Below are 17595 nucleotides of genomic sequence, written 5' to 3'. Positions count from 1 at the left end.
CGCTGAGTAGCAGCCGGCTTCAGGGCTATAGCATTCCTGCGGTATCGGATCTTTGAGCTTAAATAGTCGAGTTCAAATTTCGAACACTTTAAACTCGCAGATGAACCTTTAGGACAGGGGCAAATACTTCATGTATGGCCGAAACGACATCGGCGAGATAGAGAGATCAGTACTTTGGTGGCTCTCAGTTGCCTGAGGTGATCCAACCATTAAGAAGCACGACAACTTTGGACGCACTATCTTACTTAAAGAAGCACGACTGATCTCCGGACATTGTCGGGATAAGCAGACTCCGATCAAGAAAGAGATTCCTCATTTCGCAACTTGTTTCAGCAATTAGCAGACAACCATGGCAAGCGGCACCATGGGTCGCGCGATCACCGCTGCGGTCATCTGGCTCGTGATCCGCACACACCGGGTCATTCGAACAAATTCCAAGGCGCTCCAAGGCATTTTTGAGGATGCTTGCAAAACGAGGAGCGGTCGCGACGAGGCCTCCGAGAGTACCTTGAGCCCCCGTGCTTGCGGTGTAGATTAGGATGCCACATCGATCAATCTCTCCCGCCCCTTTCTTACTGGACAAAGCATAGACCCGCTCCTTTAGAGAGCTTGCAGGATAGCCGCAATCTAACGCTATCTCAGCCATTAGGGCATGTGAGATGCTATGGAGGAGCACGTAAGAAGTACCAGGGTACGCGGGAGCTTTTCCCGTAAACCGCTTTTGCCAATGGTTGTAGCCAACGAGGAGCTGCCGATTTCGATGCGCTGTCGCGTCAGCGTGTAACCAGTCTTTGATGGCAATTTCGTCAAAGTGAATGAATATGCCTTCTCCAAACTGCTCAATCGCCGGGAGCCAATCCGCATCACGCGAAATTGGTGCTCCACGAACGCTCAACTGGACATCCTCAATATCTCCATCAGCGCTGGTTGGCGCCGCTTCGAACCGCGTGAATCCATAGAGACAGGAAACTTCTCTCAGTCGATGCACCGCGACTAGGTTTTTGATACCTGAAATATCGATCTCGGCAGCAGGGTCGGCCCATTCCGCGCGCGCGAGCGTTTGCGCATATAGTTTGGCAGTTGGATGGTTGGTGCCGATTTCCGGGCTTCCACTTGCAAAGGTGTCAAACTCGGCAAGCTTGGGCGATCGACTTGCGTCGGACTTTGCGCCTTCGCGAATGCGTACAAGTCTCGCGAAGATTTCATCGTCGGCGAAAGGACCAAGCGAAGCTGCGACTTTTGGATTGAATCGCTTTGCTTGCCCAACATCTTCGACTGTCTGGACGCCAACCAAATCCCCGGACAAGTCTTCAACGAGTTGACTTAGCTCATCTTCCTCGGAGGGGAGCGAAATAACGGTATGGACCTGAGGAAAATAAGTATTCGTTGCTGTTCGAGTTAGAAGCTTGAGATTATCGCCACATCCTGCTGGGTCTCTGTCGAGAAGCCATGGACGCTCCCCACGACACTTTCCAAGCCGCCCTGGCTGAAACGTATCCTGAAGCGACAAATGTCGCCCGCAGCCGCAAATGACATTTGTATCGGCAGGGTCGGCGCTCGTTCCCTTCTCTTCGACCCACATCGCCTCTTGGCAAGCGACTGAACCGTGGACAACCCACCGCCAGTCGATGTCCTGAAGATGGCCATTGTCGCATGCACAAACAAACCGGATTGGCGTCACATCGCTTTTCCGCCCGTCGTCAAATTGGAAGCGTCGACGTCCTTTACTGTCGAGATCCTGCCAACGCACCAGCCGGCGCCGTCTCGTTGTACTCACTACGGAAGAATTCGTCTCGAGCTGCTCGCAGATAAACCATGTCGGGAATACCGGCGCCGCAACCCCGTTGGGAATCCCGTCTCGGGCGTTTGCCGACATAGGGGGAGTGCGCAGTGAGAGGTGGGCGGCAGAATTGAGGCGCCCTTGCTCCTTCAAAATTTGCTCGAGTCGCATCGTCAAGCGCGGCTCGGCAAGCGTGGTGAAGGCATTGCCCTTCATGTCCCACTGCTCCAAACCACCGACCACAACCGATCGGGTCGGCAAGTCGATCATTGCACCAGGACCAAAGGTCGATATAAGTTGGCTTAGCCGCTGAGCGTTCTTTGTCATGACAAGTCATCCGCGTTTGCGATGGTGTTTCCATGCGGGTCTTTGACCTTCAGAGCAACGTTCGATTCCACGTCGCGCATCGAACGCCCAGCGATAAACCGGCGATGGGGCGCCGCCAGATTTCCGATCTCTGGCTCAAGCGGCATGTGCAGAAGCCGATGCGGGCTTGTCTTCTTCGCGTAAGCGAAGGAATTTCCGCCAGCTGCCTGCTCGTCAGCGGTATCGATCCAGGCATCTAGGATGTCATCTATCAACTTCGCGAGCGCTGCTCGCCCGCCTGCGATCATCTTCTCTGGTGCCCGACTTACGATCGTGTCGCGCACAAGGCTGCGAATCCCGGTGTTATTCTTAAGCTCACTGACCGCAGCTTCTGGCGTAAGAGTTGCGTCGATATGCCGTGCGGCGGCGACCACAACAGCTGCCAAAGCACGATCGAGTGCCCGCGCCGCCCAAGGTGTTACGCTTGTCGCTTCGACGGCCCGGTAGAAAGTGCGATGGAATTGTCCAAACTGTTCAAAATGCATGCGGTCGCGTGGCTTATGCAGGTTCAGCACCGCAAGCACAATGCCGGGCCTCGTGTGGTCTCGGCCCACGCGGCTGGTCGCCTGGATATATTCCGCAGCGGTCTTTGGCTGACCTTGCACCACCATGAGACCGAGGCGCGTAATATCGAGTCCAACCGATATCATGTTGGTCGCGAGGGCAATGTCGACTGTCTCTGCCTCCCGGCCAAATACGGCCTCGAGGCGCTGCTTCGCCTTCGCGACCTCGTCGGTTGAGACGCGCGAAGTAAGCTCCATAGGTTCCTTGATCCGGCGGTCGGCGAAAGGGCTATCGGTCGGGTCAACCCTGCGGCGTTGGGCGCCATAGCGGGCCGCGCGATCACGCACTTCGTCTTCAACAATCCGGCGGGCCCCCCCTAGTTCGCGCAAAGCGTTGAAATAGCAAAGCGCCGTCATGAACGGATCGGCCGGGTTTATATGCTTGGCATCAGTGGGAAGGTTCGCATCATATGCCGCCTGAGCCGCGGCAACGAGCGTTGTCAAGGAACGCAGAAAGACTAGCTTTGGGCCGCGTCCTTGTGCGGCAATGCCAAGATAAAGCCTGGCTGCGTTGGTGGTTGAAGGAACCGTCCGTGCAAAGAAACTGTCAATCCGATCAATCCCGGGCGGCGGGAAGATGCTCGTATTGCTGCGATCGAACAACGCCGAAATTTGATCTGCTGCGCGTCTGACCGTTGCAGTCGAAGCCACGATCTTCGGGCGAATGCGCGTTTCCCCGGAACCTCGAGATGCGAGATGATCAATGGCCGCTTCATATAGACCGGCGACTGTCCCAAGCGGCCCCGCGATAAGATGCAATTCGTCTTGAATAATCAGATCGGGCGGATCGAGCGACCAGCCATTGCCTAGTGGGCTTCCAAGGCCCGGCTCAGCGGCGCCGTAAAAGCCTACGTCCTTTTGGAATCGGTCAACGTGACCGAAGAAAGCGCCGGTTTCACCGACCCAGGGCAATGCAGCGAACTTATCGACAGTTGCGATCAGAAACGCTGGCAGGCGGCGATAGATCGGCTCATCGACTGTGAGGACGGGCAGCGGCCGGCTTCGACTGAAGTCACAACTAGTGTTGACGCAGCGGATTTCGAGATTGGTCGGCGCATGCATGTTTGGGGTGCATGAGAACGATGACGGCTTAAACTCCGTCCCGCACCACGGGCAAGCCTTCAGCGGAGCCGGAGCACGTTTGTCACGTCCGCTTTGATAACGCCGCACCCGTCCGACGGCGGTGGTTTCATCACTGTTGCCTTTACCACCAAGTTTGTTCGGCGAGGCGTCGGAGCCAACCCATAAGCCGATCTCGATGGGCCAGTCACCGAGCAAGCGTCGGCCTTTGTCATCAATGTTCTTAGCGTCAGTGCGCATGAGTTCCAGCGCACAAACGACGCCGGCCGCGCGGGCAAGCTGGTCAAGTGTGAGAAGGCGAAGGGTGTAGCGCATGATTACCGCCACACCGGCTCCAAGCAAGCCTAACCCGCCGAGCCGCCGATGGGCGATGACGAGTGCCGCGAGGCCGAGGTAGGCTTCGGTTTTGCCGCCGCCAGTAGGGAAAAACAGGAGGTCCGCTGTCTCACGGTCAACGTGGCGCCGATCGACTAGGCCCGCCAGATTGAGCAGCACGAACGCGAGCTGGAATGGGCGCCATTGCGGCTCGGCAAGCGCCGCAGGATCACCTGTCGCGCCTGCAACGCGGCGGCGCGCCGCCATCGCTACGGCAAGATTCATGAAATGGAAGGCGGTCCGCGCCTTGGTATCTGTTGCGAGTAGCTCGATGCCGGTTGCGATCCGGGCCTTGGCCTTCTCCATGTCAGCGATTAGGCGTTCCGCAGTTTCCTTGCGCCGTGCGGGCAGCCCGCCGAGCTTTCCCCGCTCGGCATCGATCCAGGCGCCATATAGGCTTGGCAGATCGGCAAGGGCTGACCTGAGCCCCAAGCCATCTCCCTCTGCCAACTGTGCCAGAGCCTCCATCCCGAAAGAGACACGCGCTTTCAAATCCGCGTCTTCGTTCGGCGCGACGCGTTCGACTTCGGCCGATGGCAGGGGGTCGGTCCAGACTCGCGTCACACCGTGAGCGTTGCCCTCGGGCGCATCCCAGCCCGCGGCGGCATTTCGACCCACGGCCCATTCGTTGAGATCGCGATAGTGCAGATCGGCGATCCGCAAATCCCAATCCTGGGCACGGTAGCCAGACAGGTCACGACGCGGCCGAAAGCCGGTTTCCGATACGAGTTCGAGCCGCGCCTGAAAGGCGTAGCTGACATCGGAATAGAAGCGGTGCACCGTGGCGCGGCGATTGACGAGGAATACCGTTAACGCGCGCACGCGTTCGGTCTGGCCGTCCGGCGTCGTGTAGCTGAACAGGCGCGAATGCGTTTCAAGCACGAGGCCACCGCCGCGCCTTTGCTCGGCTGCGCTTTCCGGCACGACAACCGGGGTGCCCCGACCTTCCTGCACCTGCAAGGCAACGAAGCGCTCCTTCGGGCTGCGGACCCAATCGACCATCGGCCGCTCGATACGCCTTTTTTTTCCGTCCTCGTCGACTTCCTCGCCCTTAGGTTCGGGAAGAAGAACTTCCTCTGGCAATTGCGGCTCGGTGCGATAATCGCCCCATGACACCCGCGCCTCGATCTCGGTGACATCGGGATCCAGCAACACCGTCAAGCCGATCGAGGATGGAAGGAAGCGCCTTCGCGTGACCGGCGCCTCCGGCTCCTCGTTGTCGGCAGCCGCGCCGTTCGTGCCGTCCGCATCCGGCTCCTCGACATCAAGTTCCATTTCTTCCTGCGCCGATGGATCGGCATCGTCATTGTCGCCATCAAGACCGAGCGGGTCTTCGGCGGGCGCAATGAAACCGGCGAGATACCAGCGCGCGGGACTCTCGTTCAGGCGCTCGGTGGCGAGATCAACGTCCTGCGGGTCCGGACCGATCAGATCGCGGCGGAAGACGTTGACGATCTGGGCGCGGACTTGCTCAGATGTTTTCATGTTCAAAATCCTTCCGACATGAAGAGTTCGCCGAGCAGCCTGTCGAGCCATTTGGCGGTGTAGGCGGGCTTGAGCGCTTCCTTTGGGCGATGGCCAGCATCGGTGAGCAGGGTTTCCAGCGCGATCAGCCGGTCTTTCAGGCCGAGGCGGACGCCGAAGCGCATGCTGGCCTTGTCGGGGCCACAAAGAACCCAGGCGTCGCTACGGGTAAGCGCGTGCGCCCATAGGGATCGCTCGCCTACGTCCAGAGCGATATCTGGCGCGCGCACCGCGACGACGGCGCGCTCCGCGTCTCTGACCGGATGGATCGCCTTGAGGGACGCACGAAGTTCCGCCTCATCGATCTGCATTTCCGGGCTACGGCGCTGGAAGCCGGTTTGCGTCTCGGTGATGCAATCCTCAACGGTCTCCACAGCATAGCCACCGCTGAGCGCGCGCCACGAGCCCACCCGGTAGCTTTCCAGTATGGCGTTGGTATCGAGCAGAACCGGGCCATGATGGCGTGCCATGGTCCCTCACAATTCAAGCGGGGAAGGAACCCCATGCGTTGTGAGGAGGTCGTCGAGTTCATCGACAGTAAGATCGACCAACCCCGCCGCTCGCCGCGCCGAAACACGGCCCTGATCGACGGCGAGCGCGATCACTTCCAAGAACGGTTTCGAGAACAGCGGCGGCGGCGGCACAGGTGCGACATCGCGGCCGTTGTTGCGCAGGGTCGCGTCTGGCACGGCGCGCGCCGCAGCGGGCTTCAGCCGGTCGAGCGCCACTAACCGCCATTTTAGCGCCGAGGCCGTGACCAAAAGCGCATCCGCCGCCGCGTTCAGCCGGGCAGGAAGTTCCCGCTCAGGGATTGCCGCCCAATCACCGAAGCGATCGAGAACCGCAGCGGGCATCAACACGGCAGAGGCGAAATTGTTCGCGAGCTGCTCGACGCGGTTACCGCCGGTCTCGCGCGCTTCTTCGGAATGCTCGGGCGGCATCGCGTCCCACGTGAGAATGTGGAACAGCTCATGCGCGAGGTCAAAATGGCGACGGCCTCCGACCTCGTGGCGGTTGATCAAAACCACATCGAGCTCAGGCAGACGGCAGGCCGCGCCGGAAATGCCGTCAAACGCATTGACATGCAGAACCAAGATGCCGAGTTCGCGCTCCATTACTTCGGCGAGGCGGGCGGCGGGGACATCGCCGAGTTCGAATTCGGCGACGAAGCGCTCGCCCGCTTCCATGGCATCCTCGAAGCGCGAGCCTTTGTGCAGGCCGAGCGCGCGGCGCAGCAAGGGCGCCACCCGCCCCACCTGCGGGGCGATGGCGCGGAAGGCCGCGATCCAGCGCCCGGCGCTGCGCTCATAGGCGTTGAGGCGCTGCGGACCGACGTTGGTCTGCCGCCATGAGAACCGGCCTTCGCCGATGAGCAGGAAGGGATCGGTGAAATAATCGAGTGAAGCACCCAGCTTCTCGACCGCGATCATCAGTTCCTCCGCTGTGACGCGGCGTTCGCCGGTCTCGATCGCCGAAACCGTTTGGCGATCCTTAAAGCCGAAGAGGCGCGCAAGATCGTCCTGGCTGAGGTTTCGCTCCTCGCGCAGGGCCTTGATTCGTGGTCCGATGAAATTGGCCGCCATTTGGATACTCCAGAGATTGCCGATGTAATCTTGCAAATTCATAATTGCAAGAAAATATTGCAAACTGTTAAACGTAGACTGCCTCGCGCCCCTCCTGGTAGTCGCCCACCACCCAGATGAAGCTTTGGATGTCGATCCCGTCGCGTGGCTTCAAATCGACCAATTCCTGTGTGGCCCGGTTCGCGAGGTCGAGCAGACTCTCATAAACCGGCACGTGCAGGCGGGCTTCATAGTCCGAGGCAAAGCGATGGCCGACGCGGGTTGCAAAATCCTTGGTGGCTTCGGGCTTCAGGAACATGTGCGTCTCAGGCCGCCAGAGATAGGGAAGATAAGTGACGACCGTCCATTTGGCGTTGTCATGTGGCTTCAGTGCAAGTTCCATCGCGAGGAGATTGGGTTTGCTGCCGTCGAGCGTAAAGCGGGCTGCTGCTTGGACGAAGTCATCGGCGCGGGGTCCGCGTAGTACGTCCTGCAGGCGCGTCTTTTCGAACGGCGACAGCATATTCGTTGCGCGAAAGACCGCGAGCACCGCTTCGCCATATCCCTTTCCATCGACGGCCTTATTGAGCGGCACGGTTTCGTCGAGCTTCGCTTTCGCTGCGATCTTGTAGTCGCGCTCCTGCGATGCATAGCCATCGGAATCGAAGCCGTTGGGAAAGAACTTCTGGAAGCGGCTGCGTGCGCCATCGAAGCCGAAATAAGTTGGGTCGCTCTTACCAGCGTCATCATGCAACTGCAGCCAGACATCATCGGCATTGTCGCCTTCCGTGCATCTGACGCCATCGGCCAGGCCGAAAAACCTGCCGTTCATCTTGACGAGCCGAAGCTCCTTCTTGCCCAGTTTGCCGGTCCGGATCGTTTCGGCCTTGCTCATTCCGCATCCCCTTCTTCAATGTCCTCATCCTCCGCTTCATCCGCCACCACGAGCCCTGCGGCACGTTCTTCAGCGGCGCGGGTGGCGTTGAGGGCGAGGAGGCGGGCGAGAACTTCGTCCTTGAACTCGGTCGGCCAGTCGAGGCGGGTCTTGGGTGTTTTGCCTTCGTCGGCGTCCTGCTCGATGAATTCAGGCGCGGCGCGGTCGGCCAGATCCTTCCAGCCATAGGCACGCAGCACGGCTACGTCCATTTCGTGATGGAGCGCCCGCAGGCGAACGATGTCGGCAGCGTTCTCAGCACGCGCATGGAAGCGGTTGTAGGTCTTGGTCAGGCCCTGGTTTCGGTCGACCATCAGTTGCGCGCGGAAGGCGTGATAGACGTCGCCGGCCGCTTCGAGGGAGGGGACGGTTTCAAAATTGACGGGGAACGGGAAGGTGCGAAAGCAGTCTTCGATTGTATATGTCAGATCGTCCTTCATGGTTGTCCCAACGAATCTAGCCCAAATCTCATGGGCCGAAGTTTGAAGGCACGCAAAGGACGCGAAACCTTCAAGGGCAAAAACATTGAGGTTTTGCGAATAGACTAGGCCGTTAGACAGCAACGCAATCGCATATTGGGGCGCAGCTTTGCTGGAGTTCACGAAAACCGACAGGAGGGGAGCAGTTTTCCGGTAGAGCCCCGGCCGCTTTTCCGCGTACTGCCACCAGCGTGTTTTCAGTGCTGGACGTGTCTGCTTGTCGCGTTCGGGTTTGACCCGGCGTCGGATGATTTCGATCAAGTCCGGCCAATCTTCAGCAACTTCATTCGGGTAGTCTGCCGGAACGATCCCTTCGACGCGGCATCTCGCAATCTCACTGTCGTCCATATTCACCCAAGACCGCAAAGTTGGATCGCGCTTCAAGGGTCGATCGAAAAAGTCGATGACGTAGCGCTCGTGACGGTGCTGAGGGTCCGTGTTCACTTCCTCCCCGCCAATAAACGGAAAAATCCGTTCCTTGTTTCTCGGTTCTTTCGCGATCAGCGCCCGCATCGTCTCTAGGCTTTCAGCCTGCCCCTTCGCGGCGGCGGCATCATCAAACGTGAAGCCCATACCGAGCACGTATGAGCCCACAAACGCCTTGCTGGAGTTGGCCGCCAGCGCCAACGGCGATGTGTCGAGATCACCCTCGACCAGATAGGCCGAAATGCGGCGCACAGGCCGGGTATCGAGTACCGGCGCTTCCGCCGCACCCTTCACAATATGCACGACCGATACCACCACCGCCGCTTCTCCCGGCCATTTCAGCCTGCGTGTGGCGCGTGAGATCACGCCGCCTTCTGCGATGATTTTCGCTAGGCCCGAAGCGCGCGTATCCCCCTGACCAATGGTGTTGGTGGCGATCAGCCCGAACACACCTCCCTGGCGGAGCAAGCCAAAGGCGCGTCGGAAGAAATGCGCCACAAGATCGGCATTGCCATGCGCGCCCGCATGCAGGGTTTGCAGCCAAGGCAGAAAGTTCTTGGCGCTGCCGGCGATGATCGTATTCTTGCCCGCGAAGGGCGGGTTGCCGACAATTGCGTCGAACCCGCCATTATCGCGGGTGAAGACCTCGGGGAATTCGATCTGCCAATGGAACGGCGTGATGCCGTGCTCGCCCGCGCGCAGCGATAAGGAAAACGCTTTGGACGCTTCAATCCAACGCGTCGATCCCAAATTGCTTTGAACAGCCTTCTGAAACTGGACTAACTTTTCGATGCGTTTTTTCGCCTTATCACCGTGAAAGAAGGCAGCGACTATGCCGTCGCCGATATATCGGGCCACGTCAAGTTCAGCATCTACGGCACGCAGTTGTGGCCGAAGCTCAGCCTCTGTGGCAGAATCGTCTGCGTTGCGGATGCGGGCGCGACCCTCCTCGGCTTCACGCAGATGATCGCTGACCAACTTTCCCACAAACGTTGGCGGTCTGGATTCATCCCAATGCGTTGCCGCAATCTGGTCTTTCGTGAGCCCAACGAGACTGTCGCCGCACTTCAATGCATGATCGAGGAAGGTGAATTCATGATCGCGAGCCAGCGTGGCGAGCCAAAGCGACAGGCGCGCCAGATCGACCGCGCGCGGGTTCTTGTCGATGCCATAGAGGCAGCGCTGCGCCACTAGCCGGCGTGCATGCAGCTCCTCGTCCTCATCTGCCGGAATTTTGGGCCGCTTGTCAGGCCAGCGCGCCCAGGCCGCGGTCAGCCGCTCGCCGATTGCACGGCAGGCCTCGACCAGAAACGCGCCCGAGCCCATGGCGAGATCGCAAACCTTCAGGTCCAGCACCTGCTCCGGCGTAGCATCCTGGCCGAGGCGCGCGAAGGCTGGCTCCAGCGCATGCTTGACGATTGGCGCGGTGAGCGAGCGGGGCGTGTAATGGCTGCCGGTGCGGCGGCGCTCGTCGGTCGGCTGCAGGATCGGCGTTCCGGATGCGGCGATCCGCTTCTTCGGAGAGCCACGTTCGTCGACCATGGAGTCGAGCGCAGCAACGAGTTCCTCGACGGTTGTCGCATCCTCGACCGGCTTGGCCTGCGCCGCTGTTAGCACACGCCCGACATCCTCCTTAAGCGACTTGATCCGGTCCTTCCCTTTTTTGGTCAGCAAATCATCGAGCGCCACGAACACCGGCGTTTTGTTGTTCTTGCCCGCCTTGATGGCCAGCACGCGCGATGTCGCCGCCTGGGCCGTGAAGCCCATCACGGTTTCATAGACCGAACCGATCTGCTCGACATCGAGGGTGCGGTAGCTGAGGCGCTCGCGGTTTTGCCCGCGAAGCTTGATGGTCATCAGCCCTTCGAGAATGCGCAGGAGGCAGCCATCGGAGACATGTAGGATGCGCGGGACGTCGTCCTTCGCGGCTCGACCTTCGAGGAAGGGAAACTCATCGGGGTCGAACAGTTTGCCGCTGCGCGCCTGCACGAAGCCGGTGCTATGCCCCTTGTGGATCATGCGGAACAGCGCCAGCAGTCCGCCCCAACTGCCGCGCCGCTCGTCCATCGTGTCGGGGTTAAGCGTCGCGTCCTCAGTGAGTTTCGCGTAAAATCCGCGCACGGAATAACTGGTCTCGTAGATTTCCCGCGCCCGCGCCCCCGGTAGCGACGGCAGAAGATCGCGGTCCTCAGCATATAACACGAAAACGAGGCGCATCAGGACAGTGAGCAGCCCCTCATAGAGATGATCCGGACGAGTGATGCTGAGATCGCGCACCAGTGCCGGTTCGGCGGCGTCTAAACCGCGTAGCAGCTCATGCAGCGCACCCAGTACCTGCTCGGCTAGCGCGGTTGAAACAAGGGCTTGCGCATCACGGCTACGCTTTAACAGCGCGGGCAAGCGCCGGTCGTCGCCATCCGAGAAAAGCCGGAAGCGATCGAGCAGCGAAATGGTGCCTGTAAAAGGTCGCGGTCAGCTGCTGTTGCCGAGCGCCACCTAATCGCGCGCAGATGTGCAGCTAAAACCTCCGCTTGATCGGGCAGGCCGACCCCGACCTTATTCCAACCATCTTCATCTAGGAGAGCCGCACCAATCTCCGCATCCCAAAGTACCTCGAGCTTTTCCCCTTGGGCGTCGTCCGAGATGCATGACAAGTTGAAAGTGCGTAAGATACTTCCTTCCTCGCGGATCCCTTCAACGAGCCATGACCTTCCGCGGAGTTCCACAAATGCACCCTGATCGACAGACAACGTCTATGCTCCACTCATAATAATTTTTGCTGATTCTAAAACCGGAGACTGAGCTTAGGCTAACTAACCTCGCAATACCAACCCCGAGTTGGCCTGTTAAATGATCGCTTGGCTCCCCTTCTACGGAAGATAACTACAAGATTTCTGTTAGCCCAGGGGAACAAGGAGCTTTTCGCTTTAATCGACGTGACACATTTGCATTGCACGCAACCTTTCTCGATTGAAGTGGATGTTCATTTCAGCTCACCCCCCATGCCCGAAACCTCCCCCTCCCCGTCATTTCTCTCAAGCCCAGCTCCAAAACAATCCGCCGCGCCGCCTGCGGCGTCACATCGAGCGCCTTCGCCACCATCCCGGCCGACACCAATGGCTTTGCCATCACCAGCTCGACCAGGTCCGGCAGTTTTGACGACGTCCGCCGTCCTTCCAATTTTCGGTCCATCATCGTTTTCGCCAGTGTCAGCCGATCATGCTCTTTCATGCCGATCTCCGCGGCCGCCAAAAACCCTTGGGCGATGGCCAGCAGCCGGGTTTCGCGGTCGCGATGCCGGCGCCGATCAACCGGAATGGTTTTGAGGCCGAGGTTGATCGCCGCGAGGTGGGTACCAGTGGTGACACCAGCCTGGCGCAGGATGGAAACGGAGAGCAACCGGCCGAGCCACGGCGCGTGCTGCAAGACAGAAAGCTCGTTCCAGGCATCGACGGTGACGATCGCCTGCAGCACCGCCGGCAGGTTTTCGACTTGGCGCAGCACAGCACGCCATTCGTCAAGCCGCGCATCCTCGTCCCAGTCGAGATCGTAGATCATTGGATCTTTCTCTTGGTCGCCCCTCCGACCGGGCCGTGTTGCGTTCTCGATTGTCGCCTCCGAACGGGCGAGAACTGCATCGATGGCGGCATAATCGATGCCGGGCAGATGTCCGATATCGTCGGCGTCTTCCCCCCCGCCTTCCGGATCGATGGCCAACGCTGGCCGAACGACGCTGGCCGGCTCCACCGCCTCAGCGCCGACCGGATTGATGTCCGACGTCTGTCGTAAAGTTCGGATACCCTCTGCCGATAATGCCCAGCCGGGGAGATGAGCTGACAATCGCCGGCGAGTGCGCAGCACGTCGCGGGCGATTGTCAGCTCATGGGTGGGCGTGCGAATATCGCGGGTGTCGTCGTGAAGGACGAGGTCTTCGAGATGGACGAGTTCGCCGTCGATCCACAGCGAGGCGCAAGCATCGGCAAAATGGGTGCGCTCGATAAAGCCCCGCCCGACTGGCGAACGGGCGATGCGCTCGTCCAGACGCGTGAGCGTGACACCAGCGTCAAAAGCCGGTCGCATCAGGGCTGTGATGCTGATTTTCGCGAGATCGTAAGCCATTGAAATCATGGTAAATGATTTGCTAAACGAACTCTATATAAATATTGCAGTTCGTCACATGGCATGGTCGTGGGTGCAGGTTTAAACCATCGATAAGTATCCCTTATCGGGGGTGATATGTACGTTGTACTTGTACGTAGAGAGAAGCGATGGTATCTATGCCCTGAAGCCAATTCGGAGACCCCATGCCCCAGACAAGCTACAAGATCAGCGAAGCCCGAAAGAAGTTCGCAGAAGTCCTAGAGCGCGCCAGTCAGGGCGAGGAAATCGTCATCATGCGCGGCAACCAAGTTTATGCCCGCATCGGTCCAGCGGCCGACGGCGGCAGGCGTCCCTTTGGCCTGCTGCGTCACCGTGGCCTGCCCGACACCCTGTTCGATGCAGTCGACGCAGAGCAGGCCGCGATCGACGCTGGCGATTGGAATGACGATACCGGCGTCTGGCAAGGCAAATCCAACGATAGCGACAGCACGCAATGAAAGTCCTGCTCGACAGCCATGCCGTCTACTGGTGGACGATTGGCAGTGATCGCCTGTCCACAAGGGCACGAGCGCTGATCGAGTACAAGGCAAACGCCATCCTCGTGAGTGCGGTGACGTTCTATGAGCTGGACAACAAGATGCGTCTGAACAAGCTCGACCTCAAGCCACAGGAGCTGCGGGCAGCCGTCACAGAAAGCGGCCTGCAGACCCTGGGCATCAGCGATCTGCATGCCGAGCTTGCAGCCGCGTTCGACTGGGATCACCGCGATCCGTGGGACCGCATTCTCGCCGCCCAGGCGCGGCTCGAGCACTGCACCTTCGTCTCGACGGATCTGGCGTTCGATGCGATCTTGCATGAGCGGGTCTGGTAGGAGGTGTGACAAATGAAGATCTTCGCGGAACCTGTTGAGGCGGCCGAACGGCTTGAGGAACTCATCTCTCTTGCCGAGCGCAACGATGAGGTGATCATCTGCCGGGAAGGAGTACCGATTGCGGTGTTAGTGGCTGTGCGGGAAGATTTCGATCGGAGCAGCGGCAGGCTTTTGGAACTGATGGCTGAAGGAAGACCTGCGGCTGACGGGCAAACTTTTAACCACGATGAATTTTATGATGACAACGGGCTGCCGAAATGAGCATCTCGCTGTCACGTTCGATCGAAAAACGCACCGAGACCTTGGACACGATCGCCGCCGTCCTGCCGATTGACCGGCGCGATGAACTCGCGGAACTGCTGACCGACCAGGATGTCGAAACGCTGCGCCACCTGGTCAACGAGGGCATGGGCGCAAATACGCTGAGGGCACTGACCTCCGATCTTGCGTACCTGCAGGCATGGTCGCTGGCCGCAACCGGCGCTTCCCTCCCCTGGCCAGCGCCCGAGGCCATATTGCTGAAATTCGTTGCCCACCATCTCTGGCAGCCCGAACAGCGCGATATCGATCCTCACCACGGCATGCCAGCCGCTGTCGAGCAGAGCCTGCGCGAGCAACGCTTCCTTCGTTCGTCCGGACCGCATGCACCCGATACGGTGCGCCGGCGACTTGCCAGCTGGTCGACGCTGACGAAATGGCGCGGGCTGACCGGTTTCTTCTCCTCCCCGTCCCTGAAATCCGCGATACGCCTCGCCGTGCGGGCGACGCCGCGGCCAAGGAAACGCAAGAGCGCCAAGGCGGTCACGGGCGACATCCTAGCAAAGCTGATTGCCACGTGCAAAACGGACAGCCTGCGCGACATCCGTGACCGGGCAATTTTGATGGTGGCGTTCGCGTCCGGCGGTCGGCGTCGTAGCGAGATTGCCGGTTTGCGCAGGGAGCAGCTCACGGTCGAGCTGCCAACCGCCGTCGAGGGTGGTCCTCCCCTTCCCTCTCTCGCCATCCATTTGGGTCGTACCAAAACGTCGGGCTCCGAGCTCGAGGAGGTCGTTTATCTGACCGGTCGGCCGGTGGATGCGCTGAATGCCTGGATGACCGCTGCCAGAGTTGAGAGCGGGAGTATTTTTCGGAAGGTCGATCGTTGGGGCAACGTTTCACAGCGGGCGCTGGAGCCGAGTGCAGTCAACCAGATCGTCAAGCAGCGGGCGGCGCTTGCCGGGCTGGAACCGGGGGAGTTTTCGGCGCACGGGCTACGATCAGGCTACCTGACCGAGGCGGCCAATCGTGGCGTCCCCTTGCCGGAAGCGATGGAGCAATCCCGGCATAGATCGGTTCAGCAGGCGTCCAGCTACTACAATAACGCGACCCGGCGAACAGGACGGGCTGCACGGCTGATTCAGTAGCCCTCGCTCACTTCCCTAACATTTGCGGCAAAATCCGCGGCGCTGATGTCGAGGACGACAGCACGGTCATTCTGCGCATTTCTTGCGACAGCCACAATATCAGCTTCGAGGACTCTCGGTGGCCAGAAACAGGATCGGAGGTCTATTGCACCATTATTTCTGCAGTTGCACCAGCAAAAGGAATAGTGGTTTTTTATCAACCGTTATGACTATATCCACGCCGTATTGGTTCGGTGCTGTTTGGGCCTCACGGGTTTCCTAGTCGGTGACGCCGTGTTGCGCGTCATTGTCCCGTTGAGCAATGAATTCTAACTTTACCTTCATTCTCTCTAGGCAGTTCTTTAATGTATTGAGCTGGTTAAACAGCTCCAACTCTGGCGTATGAGCACGGCGCGAAGCCCTAGAAGGGGTCATTTTAAGTATGACAGCGTCTTGCACGATATTGCTCCTTTTCCCGATCTAAGTAGCTTCCCGTCGGCCCAAAAGTGTTGCCCAACCGTCTCACACAAGCCATCCGCGAACACCGCGGATGGTGATGGCGATTTGGCAAAAATTAGCCGCGACCTAACGTAGAATAGCGTTAAGGCCACTCGAACAGTCTCCCCTGTCCCTTCTCCTAATCTCGGACAAGCATTATCCTGACAAAGGAACCCCTCTCACGCTCCGACCTCAAAACTCTTCCCAGCTATCGTCGCTCTTGACGGCGGCGTTGCCGTTGAACGCATGGGCTAATCTGGCCGTCATCTGCCGCGCGGGGGATGCGACCGGTCTTGTTTGCTGGTTGGCAACAACCGGTGCGGACCGAGGTCTCGCAGCCATGGTTCCGGTATTGAACTGGCCGATAAGCTCGAACAACTGCGCCGCCTCCCTGGAAAGGCTGTGGGCTGCCGCACTCGTTTCCTCGACCATTGCAGCATTTTGCTGCGTCCCCTGATCGATCGTGTTGACGGCCAGGTTGATTTCCTTGAGACCAGTTGCCTGCTCCTTGGAGGCTTCAACAATGGCGCCGACATTGCTAAGACGCGTATACGCGTTTGCCGATCCGCGTGAAGGTCTCTCTTGGCTACAGCAGAATTCGGTCGATCTCCTTATGGTTGATCAAACTATGCCCTACCTGAGCGGCCTGGAGGTGATCCGGGCGGCCGTAGCTTTGCATCCCGACATACCCGTAATTATGATCACTTCGGAGGGAGACCGCGAAACGCGCCTAGAGGCCCTTGACGCCGGCGCGACTGAGTTCGTGACCAAGCCTTTCGATCCAATAGAACTTTCTACGCGAGTAAGAAACCTCCTAAACTTACGTTCAGCTCAGGTCTCCTTGGCGGACCGGGCACGCATGCTTGAGGCTGAAGTGATTAGCGCGACGAGCGTGATGCGTATCCGCGAGGAAGAGATCATCTGGAGATTAAGCCGAGCGATGGCTTATCGGGATGGAGAAACGGGGGATCACATCGACCGCGTGGCACAGATCGCTCAGTTGATCGCCGGCGGACTGGGTCTTTCTGAGGAGAAAGCCCGGTTGATCTACCTCGCAACGCCGCTGCACGACATCGGAAAAATTGCGATCAGTGACGGTATCCTGAACAAACGCGGCCCGCTGTCGCCAGAGGAAACTGCTGCCATGCGAAAACATGTCGAGGTCGGAAGAAAAATCCTCGGTGAAAGCAGCAGCGAACTGATTCAGACTGCAGAACGGATCGTCGCAGGTCATCATGAAAAATGGGATGGAAGTGGCTATCCCTCCAGCCTCGTTGGTGAGGGCATTTCATTAGAGGCAAGGATTGTGGCTGTCGCAGATGTGTTCGACGCGCTTTGCTCAAAAAGGCCCTATAAGGCGGCTTGGCCTGTAGAGAAGGCGCGTGACGAGATACTCAAAGGCAGCGGCACACATTTCGATCCCGATTGCGTTGCAGCTTTCGAAGAGAAGTGGCCACAAATTGCTGCCGTCGCGGCAATGGCTGAGGCCGGCTGAACTGAATGGTCTGAACGATTTCCAAGGTATCTATCGTGGGAAATGCGTTGCCTAAGCCATCCTATTGTGAGCCGCCCTACAGCCTTTGGATCTGCAATGGCTCCCCTGCCCATAACACGTCATTCGTCACGTCTCCGCCCAATACGGCTGTTCCCCTTG

General features: G+C 59.1%; 12 protein-coding genes and 1 pseudogene. 5 read left to right on the top strand and 8 right to left on the bottom strand.

Features of this window, described 5'->3' with window-relative positions:
- Positions 1-241 precede the first annotated feature (241 nt).
- The 7 genes from drmB to VH564_RS08435 all read right to left on the bottom strand — a co-directional run bounded on the left by drmB (position 242) and on the right by VH564_RS08435 (position 13217).
- Positions 242-2107 carry a DrmB family protein gene (gene drmB / locus VH564_RS08465; protein ID WP_423339356.1) on the bottom strand — a complete coding sequence of 622 codons (1866 nt, stop codon included), beginning with the start codon at positions 2105-2107 and terminating at the stop codon, positions 242-244.
- Positions 2104-5649, bottom strand: coding sequence for a DISARM system helicase DrmA (gene drmA / locus VH564_RS08460; protein ID WP_423339355.1), 3546 nt, complete (start codon positions 5647-5649; stop codon positions 2104-2106). Before drmA ends, drmB begins: the two co-directional genes overlap by 4 nt.
- Before the next feature lie 2 nt (positions 5650-5651).
- Positions 5652-6158, bottom strand: coding sequence for a hypothetical protein (locus VH564_RS08455; protein ID WP_423339354.1), 507 nt, complete (start codon positions 6156-6158; stop codon positions 5652-5654).
- Between the two features lie 6 nt (positions 6159-6164).
- Positions 6165-7271, bottom strand: coding sequence for an XRE family transcriptional regulator (locus VH564_RS08450; protein ID WP_423339353.1), 1107 nt, complete (start codon positions 7269-7271; stop codon positions 6165-6167).
- A gap of 67 nt (positions 7272-7338) precedes the next feature.
- Positions 7339-8145: a hypothetical protein gene (locus tag VH564_RS08445; protein ID WP_423339352.1), complete on the bottom strand. Its 807-nt coding sequence runs from the start codon at positions 8143-8145 to the stop codon at positions 7339-7341.
- Complete coding sequence (locus VH564_RS08440; RefSeq protein WP_423339351.1) at positions 8142-11489, bottom strand: Eco57I restriction-modification methylase domain-containing protein; 3348 nt, start codon at positions 11487-11489, stop codon at positions 8142-8144. Before VH564_RS08440 ends, VH564_RS08445 begins: the two co-directional genes overlap by 4 nt.
- Before the next feature lie 588 nt (positions 11490-12077).
- Positions 12078-13217 (bottom strand): RHE_PE00001 family protein, encoded by a 1140-nt coding sequence (locus tag VH564_RS08435; RefSeq protein WP_423339350.1) that lies wholly within the window; start codon positions 13215-13217, stop codon positions 12078-12080.
- A 176-nt stretch (positions 13218-13393) separates the two neighbouring features.
- Between VH564_RS08435 and VH564_RS08430 the strand changes: the two genes are divergently transcribed.
- Genes VH564_RS08430 through VH564_RS08415 form a run of 4 tightly spaced genes read left to right on the top strand, consistent with a single transcriptional unit; the run spans position 13394 to position 15464 of the window.
- Positions 13394-13687 (top strand): type II toxin-antitoxin system Phd/YefM family antitoxin, encoded by a 294-nt coding sequence (locus tag VH564_RS08430; protein WP_423339349.1) that lies wholly within the window; start codon positions 13394-13396, stop codon positions 13685-13687.
- Positions 13684-14061, top strand: a complete 378-nt coding sequence (locus VH564_RS08425; protein ID WP_423339348.1) for a type II toxin-antitoxin system VapC family toxin — start codon at positions 13684-13686, stop codon at positions 14059-14061. The genes VH564_RS08430 and VH564_RS08425 overlap by 4 nt, the downstream gene beginning before the upstream one ends.
- Before the next feature lie 12 nt (positions 14062-14073).
- Positions 14074-14322 (top strand): type II toxin-antitoxin system Phd/YefM family antitoxin, encoded by a 249-nt coding sequence (locus VH564_RS08420; RefSeq protein WP_423339347.1) that lies wholly within the window; start codon positions 14074-14076, stop codon positions 14320-14322.
- A complete protein-coding gene (locus tag VH564_RS08415; RefSeq protein ID WP_423339346.1) occupies positions 14319-15464 on the top strand; it encodes a site-specific integrase in 1146 nt (381 codons plus the stop codon). The genes VH564_RS08420 and VH564_RS08415 overlap by 4 nt, the downstream gene beginning before the upstream one ends.
- A 669-nt stretch (positions 15465-16133) precedes the next feature.
- Here VH564_RS08415 and VH564_RS08410 read toward each other — a convergent pair.
- A pseudogene (locus VH564_RS08410) lies at positions 16134-16478 on the bottom strand (chemotaxis protein); the annotation flags it as partial.
- On the opposite strand from VH564_RS08410, the gene VH564_RS08405 reads away from it, so the two are divergent.
- Positions 16465-17436: an HD-GYP domain-containing protein gene (locus tag VH564_RS08405; RefSeq protein ID WP_423339345.1), complete on the top strand. Its 972-nt coding sequence runs from the start codon at positions 16465-16467 to the stop codon at positions 17434-17436. The pseudogene VH564_RS08410 and the gene VH564_RS08405 sit on opposite strands and share 14 nt — an antisense overlap.
- Positions 17437-17595 lie beyond the last annotated feature (159 nt).

It is taken from the genome of Rhizobium sp. HT1-10 (assembly GCF_049472505.1).
GTDB lineage: Bacteria > Pseudomonadota > Alphaproteobacteria > Rhizobiales > Rhizobiaceae > Rhizobium.
Note: the sequence above shows the minus strand (reverse complement) of the source record. Positions and strands in the feature narration are given on the sequence as shown.

Excerpts from the sequence above, each read along its gene's own strand:
- VH564_RS08405 (WP_423339345.1), top strand. The coding sequence starts at position 16,465 with ATGGCGCCGACATTGCTAAGACGCGTATACGCGTTTGCCGATCCGCGT.
- VH564_RS08435 (WP_423339350.1), bottom strand. The coding sequence starts at position 13,217 with ATGATTTCAATGGCTTACGATCTCGCGAAAATCAGCATCACAGCCCTG.
- VH564_RS08415 (WP_423339346.1), top strand. The coding sequence starts at position 14,319 with ATGAGCATCTCGCTGTCACGTTCGATCGAAAAACGCACCGAGACCTTG.
- drmA (WP_423339355.1), bottom strand. The coding sequence starts at position 5,649 with ATGAAAACATCTGAGCAAGTCCGCGCCCAGATCGTCAACGTCTTCCGC.
- VH564_RS08420 (WP_423339347.1), top strand. The coding sequence starts at position 14,074 with ATGAAGATCTTCGCGGAACCTGTTGAGGCGGCCGAACGGCTTGAGGAA.
- VH564_RS08450 (WP_423339353.1), bottom strand. The coding sequence starts at position 7,271 with ATGGCGGCCAATTTCATCGGACCACGAATCAAGGCCCTGCGCGAGGAG.
- VH564_RS08455 (WP_423339354.1), bottom strand. The coding sequence starts at position 6,158 with ATGGCACGCCATCATGGCCCGGTTCTGCTCGATACCAACGCCATACTG.
- VH564_RS08425 (WP_423339348.1), top strand. The coding sequence starts at position 13,684 with ATGAAAGTCCTGCTCGACAGCCATGCCGTCTACTGGTGGACGATTGGC.
- VH564_RS08430 (WP_423339349.1), top strand. The coding sequence starts at position 13,394 with ATGCCCCAGACAAGCTACAAGATCAGCGAAGCCCGAAAGAAGTTCGCA.
- VH564_RS08445 (WP_423339352.1), bottom strand. The coding sequence starts at position 8,145 with ATGAGCAAGGCCGAAACGATCCGGACCGGCAAACTGGGCAAGAAGGAG.
- drmB (WP_423339356.1), bottom strand. The coding sequence starts at position 2,107 with ATGACAAAGAACGCTCAGCGGCTAAGCCAACTTATATCGACCTTTGGT.